We start from the raw sequence: 13,082 nt of genomic DNA, 5'->3' as shown, positions 1-13,082 counted from the left end.
AAAGTGAAAGTAGAGGAATTTGATTTTAATCTGCCTGAAGAACTAATTGCACAAACGCCGCTTGCTGAGCGGACAGAGAGCCGGCTGATGGTGCTTGATAAGAAAACAGGCGCAATTACACACGACGTATTTAAAAATATTACTTCGTTTTTGCAGCCGGGGGACTGCCTTGTATTAAATGACACGAAGGTGCTGCCTGCCCGCCTGTATGGAACAAAGGAAGATACCGGCGCGAAAATAGAAGTGCTGCTGCTCAGGCAGGAAGAGGGCGACCGCTGGGAAACACTCGTCAAGCCGGCAAAGCGGATAAAAGCCGGCAGCCAGGTTACATTTGGAGATGGCCGGCTCCAGGCTGTATGTGTAGAGGAAAAGGAACATGGAGGCCGGGTGCTCGAGTTTTCGTACGAAGGCATTTTTTATGAGGTGCTTGACGAGCTTGGCGAAATGCCTCTGCCGCCGTATATTAAAGAGCAGCTGGAGGAAAAGGACCGTTATCAGACCGTTTTTGCTAAGGAACGGGGATCAGCTGCTGCTCCTACAGCCGGACTGCATTTCACTGAAGAGCTGCTCGAGGAAATTAGAGGAATGGGCGTGCATACGGCCTTTTTAACGCTGCATGTAGGGTTAGGCACATTCCGTCCGGTGTCTGTCGATACGATTGAAGAACATGAAATGCATGCGGAGTTCTACCATGTATCGGAAGGAACTGCCCGCCTCATTCAGCAAGTCAAGGAAGCCGGCGGCCGCATTATCAGTGTCGGTACGACATCGACACGGACGCTCGAAACAGTCGCACGGGATCATGACGGCCGCATTGAGGCGGCAAGCGGCTGGACCGACATTTTTATTTATCCGGGCTTTCCGTTTCAAGCCATTGACGGCATGATTACCAACTTTCATTTGCCGAAGTCTACATTAATCATGCTCGTCAGCGCCCTTGCCGGCAAAGAGCATGTAATGAAGGCGTATCATGAAGCGGTGGACGAAAAATATCGCTTTTTCAGCTTCGGGGATGCTATGCTCATTAAATAATCATTCACGAGTGAAAGCCAAGGAGCTTCAATGATTGCAGCTTCTGGCTTTCATGGCGTGAAGAAGCGGATATCAGCGGCAGCTTATAGCCGTGTCCGTCTTTATATTAGAAAGGAGTGGCATTGATTTGCCAGCAATTAAATACGAGTTAATTAAAACATGCAAGCAGACGGGAGCCCGTCTCGGCCGTGTTCATACACCGCACGGAAGCTTTGAAACGCCTGTCTTCATGCCGGTAGGAACATTGGCGACTGTCAAGACGATGTCACCGGAAGAACTAAAGGAAATGGGCGCCAACATTATTTTAAGCAATACATATCATCTTTGGCTGCGCCCCGGACACGAAATCGTTAAAGAAGCGGGCGGTCTTCATAAATTTATGAACTGGGACCGGTCTATTTTAACGGATTCTGGCGGCTTTCAGGTGTTTTCTTTAAGTGATTTCCGCAAGATTGAAGAAGAAGGCGTTCATTTTCGCAACCATTTAAATGGAGACAAGCTGTTTTTGTCTCCTGAGAAAGCAATGGAGATTCAGAATGCACTTGGTTCTGATATTATGATGGCATTTGACGAATGTCCGCCGTATCCGGCAGAATATGATTATATGAAGCGTTCAGTCGAAAGAACTTCTCGATGGGCGGAAAGATGTTTGAATGCACACGCGCGTCCAGAGGATCAAGGGCTGTTTGGCATTGTGCAGGGTGGAGAATATGAAGAGCTGCGCCGCCAAAGTGCTAATGATTTAGTCTCGCTCGACTTTCCGGGATATGCCATCGGCGGCTTGTCAGTAGGTGAGCCGAAGGATGTGATGAACCGTGTCCTTGAATTTACAACGCCGCTGTTGCCGTCGCATAAGCCGCGCTATCTGATGGGAGTCGGTTCGCCAGATTCTTTAATTGATGGGGCCATTCGCGGGGTTGATATGTTTGACTGTGTACTGCCGACAAGAATTGCCAGAAACGGAACATTGATGACAAGTGAAGGCCGGCTTGTTGTGAAAAATGCCAAATATGCGCGGGATTACGGTCCGCTTGATGAAAATTGCGATTGTTATACATGCCGCAATTATTCACGTGCCTATATCCGCCACCTCATTCGCTGCAATGAAACGTTTGGCATAAGGCTTACAACTTACCATAACTTATATTTTCTGATAAAATTAATGGAACAAGTAAGAGAAGCGATTAAAGAAGACCGCTTGGGTGATTTTAGAGAAGAGTTTTTCGAAGCTTACGGCTTTAATCGTCCTGACGCGAAGAACTTCTAAACATCCTTCTTAGAAAGGGGTGAAATTATGCAGTCAATTATCATGCTCGTGTTGATGTTTGTTTTGTTCTACTTTTTGCTTATCCGCCCGCAGCAAAAGCGTCAAAAGGCAGTAGCAGAAATGCAAAGCAGTTTGCAAAAGGGAGATAAGATTGTCACGATTGGCGGTTTGCACGGATTTATCGATGCAATCGAGGAAGGCACTGTTGTGATCAAATGCGGAGATGGCAGCCGTCTTACATATGACCGTTCAGCTATTCGCGAAGTATCTGAAAAAGCAGCCGTTCCACAATAAAGAAATAAAAAAGCAAATCAACCTAAAGGCTGATTTGCTTTTTTTTATTTTCCCGAAGAGACATTTACGCCAAGCACACCTCCCATCATGGCTGTGAGGATAAAGCAGAGGTGATAAATAGACTGCTCCCAGCTGAACATGGAGTTATGGCCAAGATACTGGTACAGAATCATAATGAGGCTGTACAAAAGTCCTGCTGCTCCGCCAGAGAGCCAGCCTTTTTGTCCGGAAAGTTTCCCGGAAATAACACCTCCAATAAAAAGAGCAAGGAATGAAGCGATCGTAATGGAGAGCTGCAAGGCTGCTTCATTTAATGAACTGAACCGCAAAATAAGAGAAAAGACAAGGCTGCACACACCAGCAAAGACAAAAATGACGATGGTTCCATACATAATTCCATAGCTGAAAGTCTTCACGTTAAAGTCCTCCTTACTTTCCATTGTTTGGATTTCATGTTTTCTTCCCGCAGGCTCACACTAAAGATGACATTACTTCATCTAAAGGAGAGTTCCATGGTTTATTGGACAATCATTTTTCGGGCGATATTTTTATATATCGTTATTTTATTTGTATTCCGGCTGATGGGCCGCAGGGAAATAGGTGAACTCAGTATTTTGGACCTGGTTGTGTTTTTAATGATTGGCGAAATGGCGGTTATTGCGATCGAGCAGCCGAATGATCCGTTGATGCATACGCTTGTGCCGATTTTTATTCTCGTGATTATCCAAATCAGCCTGGCCTATATCTCCCTCAAAAGCGTGAGATTCCGTGAGTTTATCGACGGAAAGCCTGAAATTATTATCAAGCATGGGAAAATTGATGAAAAAGCGATGAAAAGGCATCGATATAATTATCACGACCTTCTTCTCCAATTGCGCGAAAAGGATATTCGGCACATTGATGATATCGAATTTGCCATATTAGAAACATCCGGATCTTTGTCCGTCCTTCCAAAAGAAAAGACAGGAAAGGCCGGTTCCTTTACTTTGCCTATTGTGCTTGACGGTGATCTTCACCTTGAGCATTTGCAAATGATCGGCAAAACGGAACAATGGCTGAGACGCGAATTAAAGAAAAGAGGCTATAAAAACATAAAAGATATCTCGTTTTGCAGTTTTCATGATGGCCGCCTGTTTATTGATGAAAAAGAGCGATGAACAGGCGGTTTGTTCTCTGCGCAAGGCAACATCCAAGGAATCTGTTTACTTAATAAACCTTTTAATTAGCGGCATCCGCGATAAGTCTTTTTTAGTAATAAGGCCGAGCAGAAGAGACAAGAGGAAATAGCAAAGGGCGGATGCAGCTGCGCCGGCAGCAAGATAAGTAAAGGAGCCGGCCTTGTCTAAAAATAAGCCGTTCAGAAAGCGGCTGATAAAAAAAGAAGCTATCATGACAAAGGAAAATTTAGCATACTGGTGAACATTTAATGTCAGGGTAATTTTTTTAAAGACGGTTGCTAAATGCAAAAGAGTAACAAGCAAAATACTGGCGGCCATGCCGAGTGCAGCCCCGTAAATGCCAAATTGCGGCTGCGAAGCGAAGATAAAGATGACGGCAAGCTTTACAGATACCCCGATCAAGCTGTTAATCATGGCGGCATTTGCTAAGTTTAAAGCTTGTAAAACAGCTTGCAGCGGTCCTTGATAGTAATAAAATAAGAAAAAAGGAGCCATCAGCACGATAAAACGAGCGCCATTCGTTGAGTGATACATAAATTGCATAAGCGGTTCGGCATACAGAAATAAAAGCAGAACCGAAAGCCCGCCTGTTACAAGGCAAAAACGCAAGGCCTCCTGAACACGATGTTCAAGGAGCCGGTACTGCTTTTTGGCATAAGCCTCACTGACAGCCGGAACAAGAGAGGTTGATAAAGCTAATGTGACAAATGACGGCAAAAACATCACCGGAAGGGCATAACCGGTTAGCACCCCGTACTGCTTGGTGGCGACCACGGCCGTCACCCCGGCAATAGCCAGGCTTTGGGTGACAACGATGGGCTCAAAGAACCATCCGAGCGAACCGATCAGCCGGCTGCCGGTTGTCGGAAGTGCGACTTCGAATAGTTCTTTAGCTGTTTCTTTCCCGGTGCGGATCGCCCGGAAAAAGCGGCGGCGAAGCAGAAACGTTTTATTAAACCGGAACATCAGCAGCAAATAAAGCAAAGAGATGAGTTCCCCGCAAGTAGCGGCTGCCATAGCTCCAGCTGCTGCGTACTCAATGCCGTGCGGCAGCATTTGCTTGGTAAATAAGGCGATTAAGCCAATGCGCACGACCTGCTCTAGCACCTGGGAATAGGCCGCCGGTTTCATGTTCTGCCGGCCTTGAAAATAACCGCGCAGTACGGATGAAACAGCAATAACCGGAATGGCCGGTGTAATCGCAATTAGCGGATAATAGGTGCGCGGATCGGTAAACAGCGTTTTTGACAGGTAAGGAGCCATCAGCAGCAGCGCCGGTGTAAATAGCAAGGACAATGAGAGAGTAATAGAAAGCGATACGGCTAAAATTCGTTTCATTTTGGCAATGTCGCCCCGTGCTTCAGCAGCGGCAACACTTCTTGATATAGCCACAGGGAGCCCCATCTGTGTGAGAGTGACAACTAGGATGAATGACGGGAACACCATCATGTACAAGCCGACACCTTCCTCGCCGATCAGCCGGGCGATTACAATGCGGTTGACAAAGCCGAGTATTTTTACGATAAGTGTAGCTGCCATTAAAACGAGTGTCCCTTTTAAAAACTTTGACATCTGTCTCCCTGCCTTCTCAAAATAGATGAATTGCTTTACAATGATATATATGCTATCTAGTCGGGCAAGCATGACAAGTTCATTTATTCTTCTAGATATAAAACGCTTTGTTGCATCAGCAGCCTAATGTCTATTCTTTCTAGTTTATTCACGTGCAGAAGTGAATGGAAAAAGGGAGAATCATGAGAAAGCCTCGGCGATCCAAATAAAAGGGGGAAGGGAAAATGGGGGAAATACATCCATACAATAAGTATTTTCAAGATTTGCTTCCGGCATTAAAAAGCAAGGTTGAGGAGTTTCGGCTGTTGAATTACGGAACCATTGATATTCCTTCTTTGTGGAAATATTTAACGGCAAAAAAATGGCGCAAGCCGGAAGAAGATATACATGTACATGAACTGGTTGCCGATATTTTGTCGATGATGCCGGGAGAGTACATGAATTATGCAACCATTGAAGCGTACCGATCGACGAACTGGTTTGAGGAAGTGAACGAGGAAGAGCTGAAGGAGTTGCTTGGAACGAAAAAAGGCAAGTAAAATTGACAGCAATTATTTTCTACTTCATAATAGTTTTGTTAAGGAATTCTGGTATCCTTTTACCAGAATTTTTTTCATCATTTTGGAAATCATTGTATTCATTGTTTGCGGATGATTTGGATTAAGGGGGAAGTTGTACAATGGTAAAACGCAGCCGGATCGTAGCCTTTTTTCTTATTGTGCTGCTGCTCGCAAGCGCAATCGGGCTTACGACGAAGGATATTGTCAACAATATAAAACTCGGGCTCGACCTTCAAGGCGGCTTTGAAGTTTTATATGAAGTAAAGCCGGCGAAGGAAGGACAGAAGATTACAGAACAAGTTGTCGCCGACACGGCAAAAGCACTCGACAAACGGGTGAATGCTCTCGGTGTCAGCGAACCGAGCATTCAGATTGAAGAAGGGAATCGCATTCGTGTCCAGCTGGCTGGTGTAGAAGACCAGAATGAAGCGCGAAAGATGCTTTCAACGCAAGCGAATTTATCTTTCCGTGATGCGAATGATAAGCTCATGATGGATGGAAGTGATCTTGCACCAGGAGGGGCAGAGCAGTCTTTCACCCAAGAAGGGGCGCCGAATGTTGCATTGAAGCTGAAAAGCAGCAAGAAATTCAAGGAAGTCACTGAGCATGTACTCAATATGGCGCCAAACAATCAGCTCGTGATCTGGCTGGATTTTGAAGAAGGGAAAGATTCTTTCCAAAAAGAAATACAGCAAAAAGATCCGAAGTTTCTATCCGCTCCGAATGTCAGAGAAGTGTTCAACACTAATGAGGTGACAATCGAAGGAAACTTCACAGTGGAGGAAGCGCAAAACCTTGCTTCCTTGTTAAAAGCCGGCGCGCTTCCGGTCAAATTAAAGGAAGTGTACTCTACCTCTGTCGGTGCACAATTCGGTGAAAAGGCGCTTGATCAGATGATTTTTGCGGGAGTCATCGGAATTTCGATCATCTTTTTGTTCATGCTGCTATACTACCGGCTTCCGGGGCTTATTGCGACAGTCACTCTGTCGGTTTACATTTATTTAATTTTGCTAGTGTTTGACTTAATGAATGTGGTCTTGACGCTGCCGGGCATCGCCGCGTTAATTCTCGGGGTCGGCATGGCAGTGGACGCCAACATCATTACGTATGAGAGGATCCGGGAGGAAATTAAAGTCGGCCGTTCAATCAGGGCTGCTTTTAAAGAAGGGAATAAGAACTCTTTCTTGACGATCCTCGATGCGAACTTGACAACCATTTTAGCCGGCGCTGTTCTGTTTTATTTCGGGACAAGCTCGGTCAGAGGCTTTGCAACCACACTAATGATCAGTATCCTCATCAGTTTTATTACCGCTATTTGGGGATCGCGTCTGTTGCTCGGACTGTTTGTTAACAGTAATTGGCTTAAGGATAAGCCAGGCTGGTTTGGAGTCCGCCGCCAAGACATTAAAGATATTAGCGAAAATTATGATACGCTGGACTTGCCAACGCGCTTTGACCGCTTTGACTTTGTGAAGCATCACCGCAAGTTCTTTGCTTTTTCGGCCGTTATCATTATTGCCGGCATGATCGTGCTGGGCATATTCAGGTTAAATTTAGGAATTGATTTCTCAAGCGGAACGCGCTTGGAAATCATGGCTAAAGAGCCGCTGACGGAAGCCGTCATCAAAGATGAATTAAAAGAAGTCGGGCTTTCTACTGATGATATCGTTCTTTCGGGCGAGAAAAAAGAAATCGGCGTGGCCCGTTTTAAAGAATCGTTTTCTCAAGATAAGATAGCTGAGGTCAAAGAGCACTTCGCTAAAACATACGGCAGTGAGCCGAATATCAATACCGTTTCACCGGTGATCGGAAAAGAACTGGCCAAAAACGCCATGTACGCTCTGATTATTGCTTCTATCGGGATCGTTTTATACGTAACGATTCGTTTCGAGATTTATATGGCGCTTGGAGCCATTATTTCCTTGCTTCATGATGCTTTCTTAATTGTCGCCTTTTTCAGCTTGACGCGTCTTGAAGTCGATATCACTTTTATTGCGGCTGTACTGACGATCATCGGTTATTCTATTAATGACACGATCGTTACGTTTGACCGTATGCGTGAAAATATGGCGAAAAAGCGCAAAATCAAGACAGAAAAAGAGCTGGAGGACATTGTGAACGGGAGCTTGCGCCAAACGTTAACGCGCTCGGTTAACACCGTTCTAACGGTTGTTATCGCAGTGATTGCTCTGCTCCTATTCGGCAGTGAATCAATCCGCAATTTCTCTATTGCTCTGCTTGTCGGCTTGGTTTCAGGCACGTATTCTTCCCTCTTTATTGCGGCCCAATTATGGCTCGTATGGAAGAAAAAAGAGCTGAAGAAAAAAGGAACAATTATCACCTACAAAGAGAAAAAGCAATGGAGCGACGAACCGCAAGTGTAATCCAAAAAGCGGAAGCATCTCGTCTATTCTTGCTGCTTTCCATTGAACTTTCAGGGACTGTCCCAAAAGGTCATAAAACATGACTTTTTGGGCCGGTCCCTTTTCTTCTCTAAAACGTGCTTTATTAGCTTCCGTTCGTGCTGTTCCCGCAGGAGCCTCCTCCTTCCTTCCAATCAGCCGCGAAAAATCAAACCATTTTCTTCACAGTTTTTATTTTAGAGACGTATGGGCCAACACTTCTTTTTGATCAAAGGACTTTTCATGAATTTCCTGCAGATTGTTCATAATAGATAACAGAGAAAATGGAGGAGGCCGTTAGATGGAGACAGAGGAAAGATTTAAAAAAGCAGAGTTTGCAGCTATCATCGGGATTGTCGGGAATATTTTTTTAACGGTATTTAAAGGAATATGCGGCTATATTGGCAACAGCCGGGCGCTGATTGCGGACGCAGCCCATTCTGCTTCTGATATAGCCGGTTCGCTTGCTGTGTGGATTGGTTTACGGGCTGCCAAGCGTCCGCCGGATGAGGATCACCCGTATGGACACGGCAAAGCAGAGTCGATCGCGGCTATTATTGTAGCAATTTTGCTCGTTATTGTCGGGATAGAAATCGGAATTTCTTCCATTAAAGCTTTTTTTCAAACGATTGAACCGCCGAAAGCGATTGCGGTGTATGCAGTCCTTTTATCTATCGTGATTAAAGAAGGAATGTTTCAATATAAGTATAGATTGGGAAAAAGGTTAAAGAGCGATGCATTAATCGCTAATGCATATGAGCATCGTTCAGATGTCTATTCTTCCGTAGCGGCACTGATTGGAATTGGGGCGGCGCTGCTGGGCGGAAAGCTTGGGATAGAGTGGCTTGTCTATGGAGATCCTGTGGCTGGCCTTCTTGTTTCACTGCTTGTTCTGAAGATTGCCTGGAAAGTTGGGAGAGAATCTATTCACAGCACGATGGACCATGTTCTTCATGATGAGCATACGAAGGAGTTAAGGGAAGCCGTCTTATCTGTTCCGGATGTCAGACAAATTAATTCCCTTTATGCGAGGGAGCACGGCCATTATGTGGTAGTAGATTTGAAAATAGCGGTAGATCCTTTGATAACAGTAGAAGAGGGACACAGTATCGGAAAGAAGGTAAAGAACAAGCTGCTCTCGCTTCCTGATGTCCAAGATGCGTTTATTCATATTAACCCAGACCGGCCAAGTACGGAAGGAAAGAAATAACAGAAAAGGAGGGGGAGAGATGAAAACACAATCCGCTTTGCTGCTCGTTATTCTTTTTGCCCTGGTTGTTGCTGTATTTGCCGTGATCAATGTGGACCCGGTGAAGGTAAACTATGTGTTTGGCCAATCAGAATGGCCGCTTATTCTTGTCATCATTGTTTCAGTATTAATGGGAGGTTTGATTTCCGGATTGCTGAGCTTATTTCGCACGCTTGGCTTAAAGCGGCAAAACAATGTCCTCATTCATCAAATCGAAAAGCTTAAGGAAGAGCTGCACGATTTAAAGGCAGAAAGAAGGGGAAACACCCCTGCAGATCAAGTAAAGCGAATAGCCCCTGATGGACAATAAATAGACAAAAATGATAAGAATTTGAAAGGATGTCTCCAAAGCCGTTTTTCGGCGTGAAGGCATCCTTTTTTTAAAAAAGCAAATCAGTCAAAAAAGCCACACTCTGTTGTTGGTCGGCGAGGAAAATGAACGCTTGCGTTGAATCACGATTTTCACTCTTGTATAATAGTAAGGCTGAGGGGTGAAGGTATGTTAAAATCACGAACCCGCTGGATTGTCCGGGAGACAGACGAGAAAATGCGCGATCAACTAACAGACAGATTGGGAATTAGCCCGCTGTTAGCTTCTTTGTTGATCAATCGCGGCATAACTGAAACGGATGCAGCGCGGAGTTTTTTATTTGATAAAGGAAATGAATTTCATGATCCGTTTTTGCTGGACGGCATGAAAGCGGCAGTTGACCGGATTCATCAGGCAATTGCCGATGAAGAGCCTATTTTAATTTTCGGGGATTACGATGCGGATGGAGTCAGCAGCACATCTGTAATGATGACCGCCTTAACCGATTTAGGAGCAAAGGTAGACTTTTACATTCCAAATCGTTTTACAGAAGGGTACGGTCCGAATGAAGCGGCTTTCCGCTTGGCCAAAGAACAGGGATATCAGCTAATCGTTACGGTAGACACAGGAATTGCTGCAGTGAAGGAAGCCTCTGTGGCTGCTGAGCTTGGCATGGACTTGATCATCACGGATCACCATGAACCAGGACCGGAGCTGCCGCAGGCATTGGCTATTATCCATCCTAAACTTCCGGAAGGGAACTATCCGTTTCCTTACTTAGCCGGTGTAGGGGTGGCTTTTAAGGTTGCTCACGCTTTGTATGGCTATCTGCCGGAACACCTGCTGGATTTAGCAGCCGTCGGAACGATTGCAGATCTTGTGCCTTTAAAAGGGGAAAATCGAACCATTGCGAAGGCAGGGATAAACAAGCTCCGGCAGGCGGCGCGGCCAGGCATCGAGGCGTTGTTGCAGTTAACGTCTACAAAGCCGGAGTCGGTTGATGAGGAAACAGTAGGATTTATGATCGCTCCCCGCATTAATGCAGTAGGCCGTCTCGCTGATGCTGATCCGGCTGTTGATTTGCTGCTTACAAAAGACCGGACAGAAGCAAAAGAGCTGGCTCAGGAAATTGACATGATGAACAAAGAACGGCAAACCATTGTTTCCGAGATTGCCAAGGAGGCAATGGAGATGGTGCAGTCTCATTACCCGCCTGAGAAATATCCGGTTATTGTAATTGGAAAAGAAAACTGGAACGCCGGCGTGATTGGTATTGTTGCATCGAAATTAGTAGAAACGTTTTACCGTCCGGCTATTGTGCTTAGCTTTGACAAGGAAGCGAATAAGGCAAAAGGGTCTGCAAGGAGCATTGCCGGCTTTGATCTATTTAAGAATCTTTCCACATGCCGGGAGCTGCTCCCCCATTTTGGCGGACACCCAATGGCGGCAGGCATGACGTTGGCGCTGTCTGACGTGGATGAATTAAGAGAGAGGCTTTGTTTACTTGCTGATGAACAGTTATCTGCGGAAGATCTAATTCCTGTGACTGAGCTGGATGCCGTTGTGCCGCTGGAAGAGGTGAGCCTGGCGGTTATTGAGGAATTAAACATGCTGGCGCCTTATGGAATGGGCAATCCGAAGCCGCAGGTGCTTATCGAGAAAGCAGATTTCTCAACGATTCGCAAAATTGGTTCGGATAAGACCCATTTAAAGCTTCAGCTGGAAGGAAGCAGCGGATCACTTGATACGATTGGCTTTGGACTTGGGGATTACGCGGATCATGTGGCGCCTTTTTCAAAAGTGTCCGCCATTGGAGAGCTGTCTATCAATGAATGGAACAATATTCGCAAGCCGCAGCTGTTTCTAAGAGATTTGCGGGTCGACCAATGGCAGTTGTTTGACGTCAGAGGACATCGGCAGTTTGAAAAGTGGATCAGCCAGGTTCCAAAGGACCGCTTGTTCATTACCTTTAGAGAAGAAACAGCTTCTGACTTGAACTTGGAGAAGCTTCAGGCAGAAACGGTGTGGATTCGCAGCCGTGAAGAAGCTTCGCAGCTATCCATTGATGACAAGAATATTGTACTTGTCGATCTGCCGCAGGAGGTGGAGGTCATCGAGGATGTATTGCAACAGGGCTGTCCGGCACGTATCTATGCCCATTTTTATCAAAAGGAAAGCCACTTTTTCAGCACCATGCCGACAAGAGACCATTTTAAATGGTTCTATGCTTTTTTATTGAAACGCAAAAGCTTAGACTTAATCAAAAACGGGGATCAGTTGGCCAAGTATCGAGGATGGTCGCGGGAAACCATTGATTTTATGTCAAAAGTGTTTTTTGAACTTGACTTTGTTACAATAAGTGAGGGAATCATTCACTTAAACACACAAGCCCCTAAACGGGACCTGAATGAATCCCAAACGTATCAAAATAAGAAAATGCAATTTGAACTGGAGAATCAGCTGCTCTATTCCTCATGCCAGGAATTAAAGCTCTGGCTGGATAAGCACGTGAATGCCCCTGTTAAGAATGAGGAGGAAGTTAAATCATGGATTTAAAACCGTATATTAAAATTGTACCGGACTGGCCGAAGCCGGGCATTAAATTTAAAGATATTACTCCATTAATGGATAATGGCGACGCCTTTCGTTATGCGACAGATCAAATCGTAGAATTCGCTAAAGAAAAAGAAATTGATTTAATCGTCGGTCCTGAAGCTCGCGGCTTTATTGTCGGCTGTCCGGTGGCTTATGCGCTTGGGGTTGGATTTGCTCCTGTGCGCAAAGACGGCAAACTCCCGCGTGAAACAGTAAAAGTCGCTTATGGAAAAGAGTACGGCGAAGACTTGCTGACTATTCATAAAGACGCCGTGAAGCCGGGCCAGCGTGTGCTGATTACGGACGATTTATTGGCGACAGGAGGCACGATCGAAGCGACAATCAAGCTTGTAGAGCAGCTTGGCGGCATTGTAGCAGGCATTGCCTTCTTAGTAGAGCTTTCCTACTTGAACGGTCGCAGCAAACTAGATGGCTACGATGTACTAACTCTAATACCTTATGAATAAAACCGAAAACAGGCACTGCCAGCAGTGTCTGTTTTTTATACTTGTTTTGCGAAAAGAGGGGCATTTTAGCAAAAGTCTGAAAATAAAGTGAATATTTTCGACATTCTTTTTGCATTTTCTTTAGAAAATGAACAAGATGCCTTTACATCTGCCGAC

At 45.4% G+C, this 13,082-nt stretch carries 12 protein-coding genes; 10 read left to right on the top strand and 2 right to left on the bottom strand.

Annotation, left to right across the window (positions count from 1 at the left end; all coding sequences use genetic code 11):
* Nucleotides 1-3: 3 nt before the first annotated feature.
* The 3 genes from queA (at nucleotide 4) to yajC (ending at nucleotide 2,593) form a co-directional block, all read left to right on the top strand.
* Nucleotides 4-1,032 (top strand): tRNA preQ1(34) S-adenosylmethionine ribosyltransferase-isomerase QueA, encoded by a 1,029-nt coding sequence (gene queA / locus B1A98_RS05600; protein WP_041098227.1) that lies wholly within the window; start codon nucleotides 4-6, stop codon nucleotides 1,030-1,032.
* Nucleotides 1,033-1,159: 127 nt separating this feature from the next.
* Nucleotides 1,160-2,299, top strand: coding sequence for a tRNA guanosine(34) transglycosylase Tgt (gene tgt / locus B1A98_RS05595; RefSeq protein WP_063385479.1), 1,140 nt, complete (start codon nucleotides 1,160-1,162; stop codon nucleotides 2,297-2,299).
* Nucleotides 2,300-2,326: 27 nt separating this feature from the next.
* Nucleotides 2,327-2,593 (top strand): preprotein translocase subunit YajC, encoded by a 267-nt coding sequence (yajC, locus tag B1A98_RS05590; RefSeq protein WP_041097468.1) that lies wholly within the window; start codon nucleotides 2,327-2,329, stop codon nucleotides 2,591-2,593.
* 44 nt (nucleotides 2,594-2,637) lie between these two features.
* Here yajC and B1A98_RS05585 read toward each other — a convergent pair whose 3' ends face one another.
* Nucleotides 2,638-3,009 (bottom strand): TIGR04086 family membrane protein, encoded by a 372-nt coding sequence (locus B1A98_RS05585; protein ID WP_223661877.1) that lies wholly within the window; start codon nucleotides 3,007-3,009, stop codon nucleotides 2,638-2,640.
* 96 nt (nucleotides 3,010-3,105) lie between these two features.
* Between B1A98_RS05585 and B1A98_RS05580 the strand changes: the two genes are divergently transcribed.
* Complete coding sequence (locus tag B1A98_RS05580; protein WP_063385481.1) at nucleotides 3,106-3,750, top strand: DUF421 domain-containing protein; 645 nt, start codon at nucleotides 3,106-3,108, stop codon at nucleotides 3,748-3,750.
* Between the two features lie 45 nt (nucleotides 3,751-3,795).
* Here B1A98_RS05580 and spoVB read toward each other — a convergent pair whose 3' ends face one another.
* Nucleotides 3,796-5,343, bottom strand: a complete 1,548-nt coding sequence (gene spoVB / locus B1A98_RS05575) for a stage V sporulation protein B (RefSeq protein ID WP_063385482.1) — start codon at nucleotides 5,341-5,343, stop codon at nucleotides 3,796-3,798.
* A 224-nt stretch (nucleotides 5,344-5,567) separates the two neighbouring features.
* On the opposite strand from spoVB, the gene B1A98_RS05570 reads away from it, so the two are divergent.
* The 6 genes from B1A98_RS05570 to B1A98_RS05545 all read left to right on the top strand — a co-directional run bounded on the left by B1A98_RS05570 (nucleotide 5,568) and on the right by B1A98_RS05545 (nucleotide 12,926).
* Nucleotides 5,568-5,882 (top strand): post-transcriptional regulator, encoded by a 315-nt coding sequence (locus B1A98_RS05570; protein WP_041097460.1) that lies wholly within the window; start codon nucleotides 5,568-5,570, stop codon nucleotides 5,880-5,882.
* Between the two features lie 140 nt (nucleotides 5,883-6,022).
* Nucleotides 6,023-8,287: a protein translocase subunit SecDF gene (gene secDF / locus B1A98_RS05565; protein WP_063385483.1), complete on the top strand. Its 2,265-nt coding sequence runs from the start codon at nucleotides 6,023-6,025 to the stop codon at nucleotides 8,285-8,287.
* 319 nt (nucleotides 8,288-8,606) lie between these two features.
* Nucleotides 8,607-9,515 carry a cation diffusion facilitator family transporter gene (locus B1A98_RS05560; RefSeq protein WP_063385484.1) on the top strand — a complete coding sequence of 303 codons (909 nt, stop codon included), beginning with the start codon at nucleotides 8,607-8,609 and terminating at the stop codon, nucleotides 9,513-9,515.
* Between the two features lie 19 nt (nucleotides 9,516-9,534).
* Nucleotides 9,535-9,864: a LapA family protein gene (locus tag B1A98_RS05555; RefSeq protein WP_063385485.1), complete on the top strand. Its 330-nt coding sequence runs from the start codon at nucleotides 9,535-9,537 to the stop codon at nucleotides 9,862-9,864.
* 189 nt (nucleotides 9,865-10,053) lie between these two features.
* Nucleotides 10,054-12,420, top strand: coding sequence for a single-stranded-DNA-specific exonuclease RecJ (recJ, locus tag B1A98_RS05550; protein ID WP_063385486.1), 2,367 nt, complete (start codon nucleotides 10,054-10,056; stop codon nucleotides 12,418-12,420).
* Nucleotides 12,411-12,926, top strand: a complete 516-nt coding sequence (locus B1A98_RS05545) for an adenine phosphoribosyltransferase (protein WP_041097448.1) — start codon at nucleotides 12,411-12,413, stop codon at nucleotides 12,924-12,926. The genes recJ and B1A98_RS05545 overlap by 10 nt, the downstream gene beginning before the upstream one ends.
* Nucleotides 12,927-13,082 lie beyond the last annotated feature (156 nt).

The sequence above is a fragment of the Pseudobacillus badius genome (assembly GCF_002189605.1).
Classification (GTDB): domain Bacteria; phylum Bacillota; class Bacilli; order Bacillales; family Domibacillaceae; genus Pseudobacillus; species Pseudobacillus badius.
The sequence above is the reverse complement of the archived record's forward strand: the minus strand, read 5'-3'. Positions and strand labels throughout refer to the sequence as shown.